Origin of the sequence: Clostridium sp. C105KSO13 (genome assembly GCF_001517425.1) — a bacterium.
Taxonomy (GTDB): Bacteria; Bacillota; Clostridia; order Lachnospirales; family Lachnospiraceae; genus Muricomes.
Genome location: NZ_FBWL01000170.1, coordinates 59,048 through 76,716, shown reverse-complemented (window position 1 = coordinate 76,716; position 17,669 = coordinate 59,048). Strand labels below are relative to the sequence as shown.

The 17,669-nt window shown below is 43.4% G+C and carries 14 protein-coding genes and 1 other RNA gene; 3 read left to right on the top strand and 12 right to left on the bottom strand.

Annotated features, from left to right (window positions below; genetic code table 11):
- Window positions 1-8: 8 nt before the first annotated feature.
- Both BN3456_RS12685 and BN3456_RS12680 read right to left on the bottom strand, forming a co-directional pair.
- On the bottom strand, window positions 9-713 hold the full coding sequence (locus tag BN3456_RS12685; RefSeq protein ID WP_089984608.1) for an ABC transporter ATP-binding protein: 705 nt from the start codon (window positions 711-713) through the stop codon (window positions 9-11).
- A gap of 48 nt (window positions 714-761) precedes the next feature.
- Window positions 762-1,586 carry a zinc dependent phospholipase C family protein gene (locus tag BN3456_RS12680; protein WP_089984606.1) on the bottom strand — a complete coding sequence of 275 codons (825 nt, stop codon included), beginning with the start codon at window positions 1,584-1,586 and terminating at the stop codon, window positions 762-764.
- A 201-nt stretch (window positions 1,587-1,787) separates the two neighbouring features.
- Between BN3456_RS12680 and ssrA the strand changes: the two genes are divergently transcribed.
- Window positions 1,788-2,132: a transfer-messenger RNA gene (ssrA, locus tag BN3456_RS12675) on the top strand.
- A 194-nt stretch (window positions 2,133-2,326) separates the two neighbouring features.
- Here the strand turns inward: ssrA and mscL are convergent.
- The 8 genes from mscL to eno all read right to left on the bottom strand — a co-directional run bounded on the left by mscL (window position 2,327) and on the right by eno (window position 12,763).
- On the bottom strand, window positions 2,327-2,740 hold the full coding sequence (mscL, locus tag BN3456_RS12670) for a large conductance mechanosensitive channel protein MscL (RefSeq protein ID WP_089984605.1): 414 nt from the start codon (window positions 2,738-2,740) through the stop codon (window positions 2,327-2,329).
- A gap of 84 nt (window positions 2,741-2,824) precedes the next feature.
- Entirely contained in the window at window positions 2,825-3,589 is a 765-nt protein-coding gene (gene aroD / locus BN3456_RS12665) for a type I 3-dehydroquinate dehydratase (protein ID WP_089984603.1), read from the bottom strand.
- Window positions 3,590-3,629: 40 nt separating this feature from the next.
- Window positions 3,630-5,819, bottom strand: coding sequence for a YhgE/Pip domain-containing protein (locus tag BN3456_RS12660; RefSeq protein WP_089984602.1), 2,190 nt, complete (start codon window positions 5,817-5,819; stop codon window positions 3,630-3,632).
- Window positions 5,816-8,347 (bottom strand): YhgE/Pip domain-containing protein, encoded by a 2,532-nt coding sequence (locus BN3456_RS12655; RefSeq protein ID WP_089984600.1) that lies wholly within the window; start codon window positions 8,345-8,347, stop codon window positions 5,816-5,818. The genes BN3456_RS12660 and BN3456_RS12655 overlap by 4 nt, the downstream gene beginning before the upstream one ends.
- A gap of 84 nt (window positions 8,348-8,431) precedes the next feature.
- On the bottom strand, window positions 8,432-8,899 hold the full coding sequence (gene smpB / locus BN3456_RS12650) for an SsrA-binding protein SmpB (RefSeq protein WP_089984598.1): 468 nt from the start codon (window positions 8,897-8,899) through the stop codon (window positions 8,432-8,434).
- 15 nt (window positions 8,900-8,914) lie between these two features.
- Window positions 8,915-11,086 carry a ribonuclease R gene (rnr, locus tag BN3456_RS12645; protein ID WP_089984597.1) on the bottom strand — a complete coding sequence of 724 codons (2,172 nt, stop codon included), beginning with the start codon at window positions 11,084-11,086 and terminating at the stop codon, window positions 8,915-8,917.
- Between the two features lie 89 nt (window positions 11,087-11,175).
- Entirely contained in the window at window positions 11,176-11,418 is a 243-nt protein-coding gene (gene secG / locus BN3456_RS12640) for a preprotein translocase subunit SecG (RefSeq protein ID WP_089984595.1), read from the bottom strand.
- A gap of 73 nt (window positions 11,419-11,491) precedes the next feature.
- Window positions 11,492-12,763 carry a phosphopyruvate hydratase gene (gene eno / locus BN3456_RS12635; RefSeq protein ID WP_089984594.1) on the bottom strand — a complete coding sequence of 424 codons (1,272 nt, stop codon included), beginning with the start codon at window positions 12,761-12,763 and terminating at the stop codon, window positions 11,492-11,494.
- 129 nt (window positions 12,764-12,892) lie between these two features.
- On the opposite strand from eno, the gene BN3456_RS12630 reads away from it, so the two are divergent.
- A complete protein-coding gene (locus BN3456_RS12630) occupies window positions 12,893-13,747 on the top strand; it encodes a YitT family protein (protein WP_347458060.1) in 855 nt (284 codons plus the stop codon).
- A 40-nt stretch (window positions 13,748-13,787) separates the two neighbouring features.
- Window positions 13,788-15,977, top strand: a complete 2,190-nt coding sequence (locus BN3456_RS12625) for a DNA topoisomerase III (RefSeq protein WP_089984592.1) — start codon at window positions 13,788-13,790, stop codon at window positions 15,975-15,977.
- A 20-nt stretch (window positions 15,978-15,997) separates the two neighbouring features.
- Here the strand turns inward: BN3456_RS12625 and BN3456_RS12620 are convergent, their stop codons facing one another.
- Together BN3456_RS12620 and BN3456_RS12615 are read right to left on the bottom strand one after the other, a co-directional pair.
- Entirely contained in the window at window positions 15,998-16,726 is a 729-nt protein-coding gene (locus BN3456_RS12620; RefSeq protein ID WP_089984591.1) for a cell wall hydrolase, read from the bottom strand.
- 246 nt (window positions 16,727-16,972) lie between these two features.
- Window positions 16,973-17,599 (bottom strand): ECF transporter S component, encoded by a 627-nt coding sequence (locus BN3456_RS12615; protein WP_089984589.1) that lies wholly within the window; start codon window positions 17,597-17,599, stop codon window positions 16,973-16,975.
- Between the last annotated feature and the right edge of the window lie 70 nt (window positions 17,600-17,669).

The following is a 17,669-nucleotide window of genomic DNA, read 5'->3' as shown; positions in this document are numbered from 1 at the left end:
AGCTTAACCTACCATTCTATCTCATCGATTGACACAGGGGTCTTATTTTCTTCCATATGGGAAACTTTTCCGTTCTTAATCTTGATCAGGCGATCTCCCATAGGTGCAAGGGCTGAATTATGTGTGATGATGATAACTGTCATCCCTCTCTCCCGGCACATATTCTGAAGAAGTTTTAAAATAGAGCGGCCTGTGTTATAATCCAACGCCCCTGTAGGTTCATCACAGAGAAGAAGTTTTGGGTTCTTCGCGAGAGCCCGGGCAATAGACACTCTCTGCTGTTCTCCTCCGGAAAGCTGTGCCGGGAAATTATTCAGTCGTTCTCCCAATCCTACTTCTTCCAGTACCTTCCCGGCATCCAGAGGCTCCTTGCATATCTGGAGGGCAAGTTCTACATTTTCCAAAGCTGTAAGATTTGGAACAAGATTATAGAATTGAAATACAAACCCAATATCTTCCCGCCGGTAACCTGTCAGCTGTTTTGCGTTGTAATCCGTGATATCCGCACCGTCCACCGTTATTTTCCCACTTGTTGCAGAGTCCATCCCGCCCAGGATATTCAGTACAGTCGTCTTTCCCGCACCACTGGGCCCCACAATAATTACTAATTCACCTTTTTTAATTGCGAAGTCTATCCCGTCCACCGCATGGATTTCCACTTCTCCTGTCTTATATACTTTGGTAACATCTTCTAGTTTTACAAAACTTCCCATTCTTGTCTCCTTATAAACTATTTATTCCTTGTTCCATATCTGTATCTCCTATAAAGGCAGCTCCTTCCAGTGCTTCCCCGCATCGAAAGTTTCATGGAAGCGTGACGGCAGCTCGGTACCCTGAAATAATGAACGCTGAAATTTTACAATCAAATCCGCTGCTATCGGCACTGCTCCTGCGTAAAGTTTTTTTAGTAAAAGGCAATACTGTTCACACTTTGGATTTGGTTCCTCGTTTATCACCATCCCGTGCATAGTATCATATTTCCCCATCAGTTTCATAACTGTAAACAGCAATTTTCTCTTTTTTTCACCAGGTGCCAAAAGCAGTTTATGATAAAATATCATAGCCCTTAATGATTTTCTTACTGTCTCTGGCGACAGATCATCAAAGAACGGTGCAATTACCTGTGCATTTTCCGGACTTGGATGGATATGCTTTGTGGCAAGATAGCGCAGCGGATTGATATAATCTTCTGTCAGCAGGTACCTGTCAAATTCCTTTTCTATCTCCGAATGTGTAATTTTACTGACATACATCATTTTTTGAATATACTTGTGACATTCGCTGTCCAGAACAAAATGGCAGATGAACCCATATATGTAGGCTCTTGCCGCTGCAGAGTTTTCTTCTTTTTTCAAAATTTCCTCCGCCCGCATAAAAAACTCGTCCGCCGGCTTTCTGTGAATCGCATGTCCCTGCTGAATCACCAGATTTGACGTATCAATTGCATTATAGTAAAACAAAATATCCGGTCCGTGAAGACCGATATCAAACAATTCTCTATTATTTTCCACCGACCGTTCCAGCGGTCTTGGAAGGGCACTGATAACATCTCTCCCAAATCTATAATGTGCATATGTTGTCGGCATATCATAACCTCTCTTTTTTTATGTTTTATTATATATTAGCACAGAAAGTTAATAAAGGAACCTATTAACTATGAAAAAAGTTGTAATGAATCTGAAATAAGTGTGAACTACTGCAAATGCCTTGACTTTATGATTTCTTTTTTATAGAATGAGTATGCGGAGACATGTGAATATCACAACTTATCTCTGAACATCATACAAGGGCTTGTACTGGTTTCGACAGGGATCTTGAAGATGGAGAAGCTATCCGCAGGCTGATGCGTCAAATCGCAAACTTAAAATTAAACGCTAACGATAATTTCGAATTAGCTGCAGCCTAAATGCTGCATGTCAGCCCTGAGGCACCCGCACCTTGGGAATCTGGCACCGACGATGTGGGAAACGATATCGGCAAAGCTTTGAACCGATAGGCGTATCATGAAGCTACTGAAACCGTAAGGGTGTTGGTTCCCGTACGGCAGAGGGAATGAAAAAGAACCGACTATGATAGTAGAAGTACATGGGATAGGTTTTTGGACGCGGGTTCGATTCCCGCCAGGTCCACTATAAGGGAAAACAGCGAATATTCGTTGTTTTCCCTTTTTTTATTAAAACTATTGACCTTTACGCTGCGTAATAGCCTATGCTCTTATTAGTTCACTAAATGAACAAAAATACTTCTAGTGCCGTTTGATGAGATTAAGCTGTTAAGACAGAAGGAACCAGTCACAATGAACTGCTTCCCCTGCTTTTCTGGATTCTTAATGATTTTCGTCTAACTTAGATGTACAATGAGGACACCTGGTAGCTTCTATGTCCATCTCACTTTTACAGAAGGGACATATCTTTATTACAGCCTCTTCTTCTTTTTTGGGGCGTAAAGAAGATGCTTTATTGAGTGCCTTTATAATCAGGAAAAGTATAAGAGCCATGAGCAGGAAGTTGATAATTGCTGCTATAAATTTACCATAATTCAAAGTAACCTCTCCCAGCAATGACACTTTCAGCTTGTCTAGATTTGCCCCTCCGAATAACCCTAAAATCGGATTCATAATATCATCCACCAACGAAGATACTATGGCTGTAAATGCGCCGCCAATAATGATACCTACCGCCATGTCCATTACATTTCCGCGGCTGATAAATTCTTTAAATTCTTTCATAAAGTTCTTCATTTCGACAACCTCCCCGTTTTTTCTTTATAGTATATCACAAAGGCCTACTTCTTGAAAGACTTTGGCTGATATTTAAACGGCCTTCTATTGCATGCTTTTATGAAGTAATTCCAATATTGTTCGGAGTTCCCCCACCTTCATTTGCCCCGGAGCCGATGCCCTTCCTGCCGCTCCAAAAGTAAGGGCAGAGCCGAAGACTTCTCCGCAGACACGGCTGATAACGCCTGTCCCTGACATGGACATTGTAACAACCGGAGTATCTCCATGATGGGCAGTCATCTCCTCCGTGGCAGCCAGCAATGCGAGCACATCCGCCTTGTTCTTCGGCATTACGGCAATCTTGGCGATGTCTGCCCCCTGTTTCTGCATCCTGCACAGGCGGGATACCATTTCATCTTTATCCGGAGTTCTCTGGAAATCATGGTTGGAAGCAATTACTTTTACACCGTACATGTGGGCTGTATTAATAATGCTTTCCACAGCCTCTTCTCCCCTGTTTAGCTCCACATCAATCATATCTGCAATGCCGGTACGTATGACTTTCTGATTCAGCTTCACATAATTCTCCGTATCGATTGCCATTTCTCCGCCCTCTTTTGATGTACGAAAGGTAAAAAGCAAAGGGGTATCTCCCAGAACTTTCCGAAGTTCACTCAAAGTTGTTTCCAGCCCGGCAGAATCAAGGATATCCTCATACCAGTCCCCCCGCCACTCTGCCACATCTGTTTTTAATTTACAAACATTCTCTGCATCCCCCAGGATATCCTTTTTTGTTTTACCCACAATGGGAACACAGATTTTAGGAACACCGCCACCTATCTCGATGTTTCTGACTTTAACCGCATTCATAGCATTCCTCCTCATACTCAGTAAACTATACCTTTGTGTCTTACATCAAATGAGTTTCTTCCAGCTTTTCCCCGAAGGCCTCATTTAATTTGATAATGGGGCTGCGCAGCACTAATCCCAGTATGAGGGACATAATCAGAAATATACCCAGTATCCCCAGCTCCTTCCAGTAGGTATTGCCATACATTCCGCCCACACATTCTCTCATTGCGGCCATGCTGTGTACAAACGGCAGAAGAGGATACACTTTTCTGAAAAATACTGGTGCTACTTCTATCGGAAATGTTCCGCCTGATCCTGCCACCTGCATGACAAGAAGCACCACACAGATTGCCTTCCCGATATCTCCAAAAGAAACAGTCAGGGTGTAAATAATATTAACATATACAATGCTTGTGAACCATCCCGCCACAAGGAATAAAAAGGGATGAACGCACTGAATCTCCAAGTAATAAATATCACCCAGGCAGATTAGCCCGGCCTGCAGCAGTCCTGCGAGTAGGAAAATCATATGGCGTCCCAGATAGACCTGGTAATTTTTCACGTTCTGCAGACCTTCCACAGCCGATGAAGAAACCTTCACTTTCAGCATGGCAGCCAGTACAATTCCACCCACCCATATGGCCAGGGTAGAGTAAAAGGGTGCCATCGAAGAGCCATAGTTTTCCACCGGATACAGTTTTTTCGTGTCCAGACTCACCGGAGAAGCCAGTAAAGAACTGATGCTTTCCTTATCATTTCCCAAAATACTTTCCACAGACTTTAAGTCTCCGCTCGCCTGTGCAGCTTTTAGTTTAGTCACTGTATCAGAAAGTCTGGAAGATGCAGTCTTCAAAAGGTCACAGGAAGTATCCAATGTCTTTTGAACCTGTGATAAATCTGAAGAGGCTGAATCCGACAAAATATTAACGCCTGCTGCACTATTATTTATCTGTGTTAAGAGGCCGGATATATTATTTTCCGTACCCTCAAGCGTCCCGGCAAGATTCCCCAGACTCTGCTTAACATTCTGCTCATATTCAGCTTTTACCTCATCAATACTCTGTACACTTTGCTTCAATAGAGCCTGCGTCTCTTCCATAGAGGCGCTGTCACCTGAAATCGCCTCACCGTCAGATGCTGCACTGCTTAAGCTTTCACTCAATTTATTCTGTCTGGCAGCTGCGTCATTTAATTTTTCAACCACAGCATCTATATCTGCCGCAAGTACAGGCTGACCCGGTTTCACATTTTCACTGACATTTGTCATAGCTCCTGCCATATCAGCAAAAGAACTGCTAATACTGCCGGCTTCCCCTGCAAAATTATTTAAAAAATCGGATACAGCCGCTGCATCTGACGATATGGGATCCATGGCCTCGTTTATTGTCTCTCCCAGCTGATCATAATAGCTGTGGCTGTTTGTGAGAGCCTGATTGATTCCTTCTGTCGCTCCCTGCATGGCACTCTGCATGTCTGTAAAAGATGTCTTAGACTTTGCAAGTGCATTGAGATTGCTGTCCGTCTTCTGGCCGGACTGTTTTAAAAATGCCGATGTAGTGTCCAACATTTTCTGTGTGGAGACGGTCATTAAGGAAAATGCCTGGACTGTCCCAGATGCTGCTGTAAGATCTGCCGACATATTTTCCAGATTCTCCGTTAAAACTGCTACAATAGAAGCTGTCTGATTTTCATCCGCAGTATTTGCCACAGCCTGCATAGCTGCCAGGGCTGTATTTGAAATTGTTTCAATAAACACTTCATTTACCTGGGTCTGAACTGCATTTGCCCCCTTATCCGTTACTTTCGGGGCGATTGCATTTTCTTTGGCATTAGAGTAGTAGGTAATTTTGGGATTTATAATATCACTGGAAAAAATACTCATCATATTCCGGCTGAAATCCTTCGGAATGACGATTGCCGCATAATATCTTCCGGATTTCACTCCCTTGATTGCTTTACCCTTACTTGTAAAGTTCCAGTCCAGCTGAGAATTTTCTCTTAAAGCTGAGAGTACATTATCACCCAGATTCAGGCTGACCGGTACCAGACTGCCCTCATATCCCTCATCTGCACTGGCAACAGCAACCTTTAGATTTCCGGTATTTCCATAAGGGTCCCAGCTTGCCGCAATATTAAACCATGCATATAGGGAAGGAACTACTGTAATACCGAGAATTACAATCATTGCAATTACATTTTTCCGAATACGGAGTACATCTCTTTTGAAAATATTCCACATGTTTCTCATTCGTCCCTCTCTCCTTTCATCTCATTTAAAAGTTCCTCCAGAGATAAATTATTCAGGGCAAGCTGACGATTCATTTGTTCATGTATGTATTCTATAAAAATCAGATATCCGGCAATGAGAATGATGGATGCAATCCACAGGATTAAAAATACAATCTTGGATTCGATGCTGAACATTAAAATCAAAAATATAATCGGCAAAAGTAAAATGGCTGTAAAGCCGCCTCTAATTCTTTTTGGGTATTTAAGTTCAAAAGCCGCTGCTTTTTCAGCCAGCTCCTCCCGGGTTGCCTTTTCACCGAGCAGTGCCTTTATGATAAGGTTAAGCTGAGGTCTTTCTCTTTTGATGCCATCTGTTTCGCAGAGCATCAGATCGGTTTCGGAAAGTTTCTTATCAAATAGATGATTCAAATTTGCCATAAGGTGCCTCAGTCCCAGTCCGATGATAAATGCAATCGGGAGAAAAAGTGCAAGATAAAGCATGTTCTTGGCATAATTGTAACCGTACATTCCCGCAATTGCTTCCCTCATTGCATTAATTCCATATGTAAAGGGAAGAAGAGGATGTAGCTTTCGGAAAAACACAGGTGTCATCTCAATGGGATATGTTCCTGCTGAACCCGGAATCTGTAAAATTACAAGGATAACGCACAACGCCTTCCCTATATGCTTAAATGCACCGGATAATGCATAAATTAAGTTGATATATATAAACGAACAGAACATCCCAGCCAGGACAAATGCCACAGGATGGATACACTGTGCCTTCAAAATCCATAAATCACCCAGGCAGACAATCAGCCCCTGCATCAGTCCCAGTGTGACATATAACATCCATCGTCCGAAATATGCGCTGGTGGGACTGAATTTTGGCACCTTTTCATCTCGGTCGACTTCCAGCTTCAGGATAGCAATGAGGATAATTCCTCCCACCCACAATGCCAGATTAGTATAAAACGGAGTCATTGATGATCCGTAATCTTTTACTCTATATAAAGTTTCTGTCTGAATCTCAACAGGCGATGCCATGAATTCTGAAACATCCTCTGCATCCAATTTCCCCAGCGAGAGAAAATCCTGGTAAGCCTTAGAACTTTCCAGGGCTTTTAAATCTGTTGTCATCCCTTCCAGCTTTTTGCTCAAATCCCCCAGAGCATCTCCGGTATTTATCATAATTCTTTGAGTTTCGGTAAGGCCGGATTTCAATTGATTAAGGATGACCTCCAGCTGATCCACGGAAGCCGGAATGCCTGACAAGGTGGCAGATAAACTACCGCTTAGTGAAGATAAGCCATCCAGCGACTGATTCAGCTGAGGCAATAAAGTCTGGTCAAAATCATTTCTGTAGCTCTGCAGTGACTGATGACTGTCAGATAGCAGCGCTTCCAACTTCTCTTTCGCAGCGCCTGATACATCGATCGCATCCGAAATACCTGCACCGCCGGAACTTAGGGATTCAAGTAACTCTTTATTATTTTGCAATGAAGCAGTCAGCTGTTCTATTTGATTTGAAATTCCTTCAGGCATATTGCCGTCAGAGTCTTTGAGATTATTAAAATCATCTTGGATTTCCTCATTTATCTGTATCAGACTTTTTATGGTTTCAGCCCCACGGTCAATCTTGCCTTTTACCGTCTCTGCCTGTCCCTCCAGCTTGCTTAACCTGACAACAGTCGTCCCATATATATCACTTAGTGCCCTATCGCCCTGTGTCAGACTTTCTGAAAATGCAGCGGAAAATTCTCCTATTGAGTTCCGCCCTTCATGCAGAGAATCTGAGATATCTGATAGGGCAGCAGCCCCGTCATTTGCAGATGTTTTTACACTTTTCCATGTACTGATTGTATCATCTATCAGTACAAAACTATCACCCACTGTACTCTGAAAATTTTTCAGCAGTTTCTGGTACTGAACCAGATTGCTGCGGATATCTGAAAGTGTGGACATGACCTCTGTATTCACGTTATTCATATCACCGGACACCTTAAGCACACTTGCCTGAATTTCTTTGGAGATTGTTTCCGAGGCAACCGAAGAAAAGGTATCATTAATCTCCTGTTGAATTGTTCCGGCACCTGTAGCTGTTATCTTGGGCGCAATCGCATTTTTCTTCTCATTTATATAGTAGTCCAGCTTTGCTTCTTTTGGTATACCGGAAACAATACTGATAAGTGAGCTGCTGAAATTTGAGGGAATCACAATGGCGGCATAATACTTCCCTGACCGGACGCCATTGACCGCTTTTTCCTCATCCACATATGTCCATCCCAATTTCTCGTTTGTTCTCAAATTACCTACTATATCGTTTCCCGCATTCAGAGAAATCTTATCTTTCTCTGCTCCGGTATCATTATTGGCAACTGCAACCTTAATCCCCTGTGTATTACTGTAAGGATCCATATTCGCTGCAATATTAAGCCAGGCATACAAAGATGGCAGGACACAAACTCCTGCCATCACTATCATAGCGACCCGGTTATGATACAGCCGCTGTATATCCCTGCTAAAAATCTGAAAGGCTCTCTTCATGCCAAACAACCTCCTGTCTTTTCTTGTGCGCATTAGCACATAAGATAGAGTATACTCCACAGGAAACACAAAATCCACATCTTTTTATCCCAGGTTGCGCACTTTAAATTCTCTCTGTGCCTCTCGCTTCTGATCCTTTTTAGCGATATCCTCTCGTTTATCGTACTGTTTCTTTCCTTTAGCCAGGCCAATCTCTACTTTTACAAGACTGTCACTGAAATAAACCCGCAGGGGTACAAGGGTATTGCCTTTTTCTTTCATCTTTCCGAACAACTTATTTATCTCATTCTTATGAAGAAGAAGTTTTCTCACGCGCAAAGGGTCCTTATTAAAGATGTTTCCTTTTTCATAAGGGCTGATGTGCATTCCATAGATAAAAATTTCTCCGTCCTCAACGCGAATAAACGCCTCCTTGATGCTGCACTGCCCCATTCGCAGAGATTTCACCTCTGTACCGTGCAAAACAATGCCAGCCTCATGTTTCTCCAGAATAAAATAGTCATGATATGCCTTTTTATTGTTGGCAATCAGTTTGCCCTCTCCTTTAGCCATAACATTTTCCTTTCCTTAATCGACCTCTGCAGATTCATCATAGAATTCAAAATCAATGGTTCGCTGCAGGCGGTCCACACCCAGCACCCGGACTTTCATCTGCTGTCCCAGTCTGTATACATTGCGGGTATGCTCTCCTACCATTTCATACTGCTCTTCTATATAATCATAGTGGTCATCCCTCATATTCGTCACATGGACAAGACCCTCAACCGTATTGGGCAGTTCTACATAGGCGCCCCACTTTGTGAGTCCTGAAATGACACCTTCAAATATATCACCGACATGATCCTGCATATACTCTACTTTTTTCAGCTTCACAGTCTCACGTTCAGCCTCGTCTGCCCGGCGCTCCCTCAGACTGGACTGCAGTGCAACCTCGGGAAGTATCTTCTCATAATGAGCCGTGCGCTCCTCATCCAGCTTTCCCCGGATATTCTCCTTGATAATGCGGTGGATCTGCAAATCAGGATACCGGCGGATCGGTGACGTAAAATGCGTGTAATACTTTGCAGCCAGACCAAAATGTCCCGTATTCTGTGGTGTATACTTTGCCTGTTTCATGGAACGCAGAGCCAGCCGGCTGATCAGCGCTTCCTGAGGTGTACCTTCCACTTGACCTAACAGTTTCTGTACTTCCTTCGGCTTCACTTCACTGTTTCCCGCATGGATGTGGAGACCAAAATTATTGATAAATGTACTGAGCTTCTTAATCTTTTCCTCGTCCGGTGTTTCATGAGTACGGTACAAAAACGGGAGCTCCCGCCAGTAGTATTCTTCCGCCACAGTTTCATTCGCCAAAAGCATAAAATCTTCGATAATCTTTGTCGCCACATTTCTGTCATAGGGCTTAATGTCAATAGGTTTACCATTCTCATCTAATATCATTTTTGTTTCCGGAAAGTCAAAATCAATGGAGCCGCGCCTTCTGCGCTTGTCCCGCAGTATGGCTGACAGCTCTGCCATTAAAAGAAACATGGGAACCAACTCCCTATATTTCTCACTTTCTGTCTTTTGTGATTCGTCTTCTGTCTGTTCCTCCAGTATTTTCGCCACACTTGTATAACTCATTCGCTCATCTACGCGGATAACAGTCTCTGCAATTATATGGTCAATTACTTCACCTTTTCCATTGATTGTCATAATGCAGCTGAGAGCCAGACGGTTCTCGCCGGCATTGAGGGAACAAATACCATTGGACAATTTATGGGGCAGCATGGGGATTACCCTGTCTGCAAGATAGACACTGGTTCCTCTGTTCAGAGCCTCTCTGTCAAGAGCACTTCTTTCCTGTACATAATTGGTCACATCTGCAATGTGGACGCCAAGACGATAGGCATTTTCTTCTTTTGTCAGGGATACAGCATCGTCTAGGTCCTTTGCGTCTTCTCCGTCAATTGTCACCATCTGCCAGTTACGTATATCCATTCTGCCGGCTATATCGGCCTCACTGACTTCCTGACCTACGCGCTCTGCCTGATTCAACACTCTTTCGGGAAATTCCACAGGAAGGTCATAGCCCTTTACAATAGACATGATATCCGTTCCCGGGTCATTGATGTGGCCGATAATCTCCACAACCCTTCCTTCCGGTTTCATGTCCTCACCGCCATAGGAAGTCAGTTCCACAACCACCTTGTGCCCGTTCATGGCTCCCTTTTCCTTTCCCGCAGGAATATAAATATCATGCAGGACTCTCTGGTTATCCGGTCGCACAAAGCCAAAATTCTTATATTTTTCATAAAGTCCTACAACTCTGGTTGTTCCATGGGAAAGTATACCTACAATCTTCCCCTCTTTTCTCTTTGCTCCATAGGAATCATTATTATCTGTCTCCTTTGTGATCACAAACTCTACCCGGTCTCCCTCAAAAGCGCCGTTTGTATTTTCCTCGGAAATAAAGACATCCTCCATCTCGCCCTCCTGAAGCACGAAACCAAAGCCACGTGCATTGGCCTGGAAGACACCAATCATCTGCTTTGCCTGTCCTTTTGTATACTTACCCTTTTTGGAGACATAGACCTTTCCTTCTTCCTCCAGGGCATCCAGCACTTCTTTCAGTTCCTTTTGCTGTTCTTTCGGTATTTGCAGAAGAATTGCAATTTCTTTCTTCTTCATAGGCACATACAAATCATCGCATATAAGGTCATAAATCACTTTCTTTCTCTTTTCAAATGTCTGGTCCACTTTCTCACCTTCTTTTTTGTTTTCTATTCCATTTAGTAAGAAAAAAACACTCTATAACCGCTGCATAGAGTGTTCAATCATTTATCTTCTTAGTTAAATACCTTCAGGTTCAAGGCCATTGCCAGCACTATAAACAATATGGCCAGAAACTTCGTTGACTTTACAAGAGCACCTTCCATGGAACGTCCTTTATTATGCCCCCAATAGGTATCAGCCATTCCGCTTATAGTCCCAAGCCCTGCTGACTTGCCTTCCTGAAGAAGAATAATCGCTGACAATACAATACAATCTATTACAAATATAATCGTTAAAACAATCTTTAAAATATCCATTCACCTATACCTCCTGTAGATAAATCACAGTTATCGTATCATAGATATAAGAAATTTGCAATAATTTTTCACATCATCTTTTCAACTGTTCTTCTATTCTCAGCAGCTGATTGTATTTTGCCACTCTTTCTGATCGGCAGGGTGCCCCTGTCTTTATCTGTCCTGCATTAAATGCCACTGCAATATCTGCTATTGTCGTGTCCTCTGTCTCCCCTGATCTGTGTGATATAATTGCATTATAACCTTTTTTCTGTGCCATCTCAATTGCAGCTATGGCTTCAGTCAGCGTTCCGATTTGATTTACTTTTATCAAAATAGCATTTGCTACATTGTGATCAATTCCTTTTTGCAGGCGCTCAACATTTGTGACGAAAAGATCGTCTCCTACTAACTGCATATCGTTTCCAAGTCTTGTAGTCAGCAGCTCCCAGCCATCCCAGTCTTCTTCATCCAGCGGATCTTCAATAGAACGAATCGGGAACTCCATTGCCAGATCCTCATAATATTCAATTAGCTCTTCTGCGGAGCGTACAATCTTCTGCCCCTGCATTTTACTTTCTCCGGGAAACACATATTTTTTAAAGTCTTTATTATATAACTCAGATGCGGCGATGTCCAGAGCAATTTCAATATCCTTACCCATCTCATACCCCGCTGCCTCCACCGCCTGTTTCAGGAACCTGAGGGCCTCCTTTGCGTCCGGCAGGTCCGGCGCAAATCCGCCTTCATCTCCCACCGCTGTATTTAAGCCATTAGTTTTCAGCTGTTTTTTCAATGACTGATAGATTTCCGCACATATGCGTAATCCCTCTTTAAAGGACTCTGCTCCCACAGGCATAATCATAAATTCCTGAATATCCAACGTGTTATCCGCATGTGCTCCTCCGTTTAAAATATTCATCATAGGAACCGGTAGTTTTCGTCCGTTTACTCCTCCAAGGTACCGGAAAAGCGGCATTTTCAACGCATTTGCCGCTGCCTTCGCCGCAGCCAGGGATACTCCCAGCAGAGCATTGGCACCCAGATGCTGTTTATTTTTACTACCGTCCGCTTTAATCAGTACTTCGTCCAGCGCTGCCTGGTCAAATACATTCACTCCGATCACAGCTCTGGCAAGCTGATCGTTGACATGCTCTACAGCTCTTTCTACACCTTTTCCTCCGTAACGCTCCTCTTTATCACGCAGTTCCACCGCCTCGTATTTTCCCGTAGAAGCTCCAGACGGCACAGCTGCACGTCCCACTATATCCTCACCGGCCAGTAACTCTACTTCTATCGTAGGATTCCCTCTGGAATCTAAGATTTCTCTTGCGTATACATCGCGAATTGGCAAATTCTGATACATATCTTACTTCCTCCTTTTGAGAGAGTAGTATTTCCAATTATCTCATCTTAATGCGTTGACTTTTAATATCCCGGGCGGTACACTTTATAATGATACCTATAGTTTAGAATTGCAGAAGGATATTCACTAATGAGGGATAAAATGAGGGACAGGTTTAAGTATTTTTTAATGCTGACGGTAAGTACGTTAGTTATGGCAATAGGCACCTATTTTTTTAAATTTGCCAACAACTTTACTTTTGGAGGTATTACGGGTCTTGCAGTACTGGTTGCCAGATCGGGTGTCATGTCTGCAGGTGATTTTAACTTTATCATGAACATGATATTGCTAATCATCGGTCTTATTGTTCTGGGCAAAAAGTTTGCCGCCAAGACAGCGTACTGCAGTATACTGTTATCCGTTGCTCTCTCTGCTCTGGAGCGTATTTACCCGATGTCACATCCTCTGACCAACCAGCCTATGCTGGAGCTTTGTTATGCCATTGCACTCCCGGCTCTCGGCTCTGCGGTTTTATTTAATATCGGTTCATCAAGCGGCGGCACTGATATTATTGCTATGATTTTGAAAAAATATTCCAGCTTCGATATTGGGAGAGCGCTGATTATCACAGATGTCCTGATTACAGTTGCCGGTTGTTTTGTTTTTGGTATCAAAACCGGGCTTTATTCTTTCCTTGGTCTGGCGATTCGATCTTTTATGATAGACACATTTATTGAGAGTTTCAATCTTTCTAAATATTTCAATGTAGTGTGCGATGATCCTGAACCTATCTGTGATTATATTGTAAATACACTGAACAGGAGTGCCACTGTATGTGATGCTCAGGGTGCATTTTCAGGACAGGAAAAGTACATTATTTTCACTGCCTTAAACCGCATGCAGGCTGTAAAACTCCGCAATTATATCAAAACAAGTCAGCCGGAAGCATTTATTTTGATTTCTAATACAAGTGAGATTATCGGAAAAGGATTTCACAGCATCTAAACTGTATAACCAATGATAACAATTCAAAAGGAGTTTATGTATGAAACATCTTGTAATTGCCGAAAAGCCTTCTGTAGCCCGGGACATTGCCCGGGTTCTGCATTGTACAAAAAAGACAAAATCATATATAGAAGGAACTGATTATATCGTAACCTGGGCACTGGGACACCTGGTGACCCTTGCCGACCCGGAGCAATACGGCGAACAATATAAATCCTGGAATATAGACGCTCTGCCCATGCTCCCCAAAGAGTGGAAACTAGTTGTTATTAAACAGACCGGAAGACAGTTTCACGTAATCAAAGAACTGATTTACCGCAAAGATGTATCGGACATTATTATTGCCACCGATGCAGGACGGGAGGGGGAACTGGTCGCCCGCTGGATCTTGGATAAGGCAGCAAATAAAAAACCGCTAAAGAGACTTTGGATTTCCTCTGTGACAGATAAAGCAATTCGGGAAGGCTTTGCAAACCTAAAACCCGGGCATGCTTACTATAACCTGTACAAAGCTGCGGTTGCACGGGCACAGTCTGACTGGGTCGTGGGCATCAATGCCACCCGTGCGCTGACCTGTAAATATAATGCCCAGCTCTCCTGCGGCCGGGTGCAGACTCCTACTCTGGCCATGCTTGCGGCCCGTGAAGACGAGATTCGTAATTTTAATCCCCGTACTTTTTATGGCATGAATGCTGCTGTCCGGGGAGTTACATTTACGTGGCTGGAGAATGAACTGGGCTCTCAGAGGACATTTGACCGCGAGAAAATCCAAAGGTTATACAAACAATGTGGTAAGACACTGGAGATCATCGAAGTATCGAAAAAGCAGAAAAAGTCTTTTTCACCTGCTCTTTACGATCTGACCGCGCTTCAGAAAGATGCCAGCCAGCGGTTTGGTTTTTCTGCAAAAGAAACTCTGAACATAATGCAGCGTTTATATGAGAATCATAAAGTACTGACATATCCCAGAACCGATTCGCGTTATCTGACCGAGGATATGACGGGCACCCTGCAGGAGCGGCTGAAAGCATGCGCAATAGGGCCATACCGCAAATTAGTGGGCCGGCTTTCTATGCATCCGGTAAAGGCAAATAAGTCCTTCGTGAACAATGCCAGAGTCTCCGATCATCATGCCATTATTCCTACGGAACAGTTTGTTCAGCTGGATCATATGTCCAACGAAGAGCGCAGGATTTATGATATGGTAGTCCGGCGTTTCCTGGCTGTGTTATCCCCGGCCTGTGAGTTCGAAGAAACCTTTATCCATGGCAGAATCGGGACCGAACTATTTACCGCAAAAGGAAATGTCATGAAAACATCCGGCTGGAAAGATGCATATGAAGCTGATTACGAAGAAATAGACGAGAATGAAAACGAAGAGTCTTTTGTGAAGCAAAATCTTCCGGAACTCCAAAAGGGACAGCAGCTTACGGTGGACAGGCTCACAATTACAGAAGGCAGTACAAAACCTCCTGCCAGATTTACAGAGGGAACCTTGATTGCCGCAATGGAAAATCCGGTGAAGTATATGCATAATAAGAATAAAATGCTTGTCAGAACTCTAGGGGAGACCGGAGGGCTGGGAACAGTTGCCACCAGGGCTGATATCATTGAAAAGTTATTTAACAGTTTTCTTATGGAAAAAAGAGGCAGTGAAATTTACCTTACTGCAAAAGGAAAACAGCTTTTAGAACTTGTCCCCAGGGACTTGAAGAGCCCGGAGCTGACTGGCAACTGGGAACTTCGGCTTCAGGCAATTGCCGACGGCAAAGAGTCTGATAAAGCTTTTATGCAGGAAATTAATCTCTATACCAAGTCACTGATCGAGGAAATCAAGACCACCGACGGTAAATTCCGGCACAATAACCTGTCTCACACCAAATGTCCTGCATGTGGAAAGTATATGTTGGAAGTCAATGGAAAGCATGGAAAAATGCTAATCTGCCAGGACAGGGAATGCGGGCACAGGGAAACCATCTCCCGCCACACAAATGCCCGCTGTCCGGTCTGCCACAAAACAATGGATTTGATAGGCAGAGGAGAAGGCCAGCGCTTTGTCTGTTCCTGCGGACATAAAGAAAAACTCAGCGCTTTTGAGCAGCGCCGGAAAAAGGAAGGAAAAGGCGCCACCAAAAGAGATGTTAACAATTACCTGAGGAAGCAGGCTAAAGAAGCAGAGCAACCTCTAAATAATGCTTTTGCTGACGCGCTTTCAAAGCTAGATATTTAATAACTGTAATTATTCTTTTCTTAGTGGAAAAAGTGGTCGCCGATTTGCATTCCATAATCACCGTTTCCAAAGTACAGGCAGTCTCCGATAGGATTTGATCCTGCAATTGCATCTGACGCTGCCTGCATAGCGGTGTCCGTATATCCGCCGCTTGCAAGTACACTGTCCAGCCATCCTGTCATTGCCGGTCCAAACTGTCCCGGCTGATAGATGACTTCTGAAATACTGCCCGGATATACACCGCTGTTTACACGGTTCATAATAACTGCACCTACTGCTACCTGACCTTCATATGGCTGATTTCCTGCCTCGCAGAAAATAATAGATGCCAGCAGTTCCAGATCTCCTGACGCCGCCTGTGGCGCAGCTGCCTCCACCTGTGCTTCTGCTTCTGCAGCCTGCTGTACCGCTTCGGCCTCTGCTGCCTTCTGCGCTTCTTCGGCTGCCAGTCTGGCTTCCTCTTCTTTTCTTTTTTGTTCTTCAGCCTTCCTTTGTTCCTCTATTCTTTTTTGTTCTTTCTCATAAGCTGTCTTTGCTTCTTTCGCAGCTTTTTTAGTCTCAGCCGTCTTTGAAGCAGGAATCATTTCCACCTTTTTCGCCAGCATTGTATTTCCGGCATACTCGTCTATTCCTTCAATAGTAACCGCCTCAGGCCTTGAGGATGATGCCTGTGTAGTAACTCCTGCTGCAAACAGCGAACACGTTGTTACTCCCGTCAATACCAACTTAAATATTTTCCCTTGTAACATATACTCCAACCTCCTATTTATTGCAATATTTTTACAATACTGTAATGGGTCTGTAATAAAATATATGCTTGAAGTTTCAAACTTATTACAAATATTACAAAATTGTTACAAGGGCTATTCTAATATAAAATTTCCATTCTGTCAACTATTTTATTTACCATAAAGGGGACTGTCCCTTTTGGACGCCATATTCTGAATTGTCGGTGACAATTCGAAAAACGGATCTCAAAAGGAACAGTCCCCTTTTTATCTCATCCTGAATACAGGACTGATTTTTTTATATATCAGGAATACTACCAGGGATACCAGTACTCCTTTCAGGAGATTAAAAGGTGCTACTGCGAACAATACAAATGTGGACAGGCTTGTTATCTGTGAGTTTACCGCAGTTCCCATCTTCACCAGTCCGTCCAGAGGCATTCCAAAGAATGCGCCGTAGGCCGGGAGAAGAACAAAGGCATTGAGAAGGCTACCTACTACTGTCATAGCCAAAGTGCCAACCGTCATTCCTATGATTGCGCCTTTTCTTGTCCTGTCTCTTTTGTAAATCAAACCGGCCGGAACACACAGAGCGCACCCAATCAGAAAATTAGCTGCTTCTCCCACACCTGCCGTCATTGTACCATTTATGATAAGGTTCAAAAGAATCTTCACCAGCTCTATGACTGCCCCGGCCAGGGGGCCCATCACAAAGCATCCTATTAAAACCGGCACCTCACTGAAATCAATTTCATAGAAGGCAGGAGCAAACGGGAGTGGGATTTCAAACAGCATTAATACTGTGGCAATGGCAGAAAGCATACTGATCTTCGCAATGGTGCGGATTCCAAGTCTTGGATGTTGTCTTTGTACTACATTTGTTTCTGTACTCATGGGTAATTCTCTCCTTTAATTAAAAATATTCTGAATTGAAAAGAAAGAAAATCTTCTTGGAAATCATGTC

What these genes read in the sequence shown, in the direction of transcription:
- BN3456_RS12625 (WP_089984592.1), top strand. Translation starts at nt 13,788, where the DNA reads ATGAAACATCTTGTAATTGCCGAAAAGCCTTCTGTAGCCCGGGACATT.
- BN3456_RS12615 (WP_089984589.1), bottom strand. Translation starts at nt 17,599, where the DNA reads ATGAGTACAGAAACAAATGTAGTACAAAGACAACATCCAAGACTTGGA.
- BN3456_RS12680 (WP_089984606.1), bottom strand. Translation starts at nt 1,586, where the DNA reads ATGCCGACAACATATGCACATTATAGATTTGGGAGAGATGTTATCAGT.
- smpB (WP_089984598.1), bottom strand. Translation starts at nt 8,899, where the DNA reads ATGGCTAAAGGAGAGGGCAAACTGATTGCCAACAATAAAAAGGCATAT.
- BN3456_RS12630 (WP_347458060.1), top strand. Translation starts at nt 12,893, where the DNA reads ATGAGGGATAAAATGAGGGACAGGTTTAAGTATTTTTTAATGCTGACG.
- eno (WP_089984594.1), bottom strand. Translation starts at nt 12,763, where the DNA reads ATGTATCAGAATTTGCCAATTCGCGATGTATACGCAAGAGAAATCTTA.
- mscL (WP_089984605.1), bottom strand. Translation starts at nt 2,740, where the DNA reads ATGAAGAACTTTATGAAAGAATTTAAAGAATTTATCAGCCGCGGAAAT.
- aroD (WP_089984603.1), bottom strand. Translation starts at nt 3,589, where the DNA reads ATGAATGCGGTTAAAGTCAGAAACATCGAGATAGGTGGCGGTGTTCCT.
- BN3456_RS12655 (WP_089984600.1), bottom strand. Translation starts at nt 8,347, where the DNA reads ATGAAGAGAGCCTTTCAGATTTTTAGCAGGGATATACAGCGGCTGTAT.
- BN3456_RS12685 (WP_089984608.1), bottom strand. Translation starts at nt 713, where the DNA reads ATGGGAAGTTTTGTAAAACTAGAAGATGTTACCAAAGTATATAAGACA.
- BN3456_RS12660 (WP_089984602.1), bottom strand. Translation starts at nt 5,819, where the DNA reads ATGAGAAACATGTGGAATATTTTCAAAAGAGATGTACTCCGTATTCGG.
- secG (WP_089984595.1), bottom strand. Translation starts at nt 11,418, where the DNA reads ATGGATATTTTAAAGATTGTTTTAACGATTATATTTGTAATAGATTGT.
- BN3456_RS12620 (WP_089984591.1), bottom strand. Translation starts at nt 16,726, where the DNA reads ATGTTACAAGGGAAAATATTTAAGTTGGTATTGACGGGAGTAACAACG.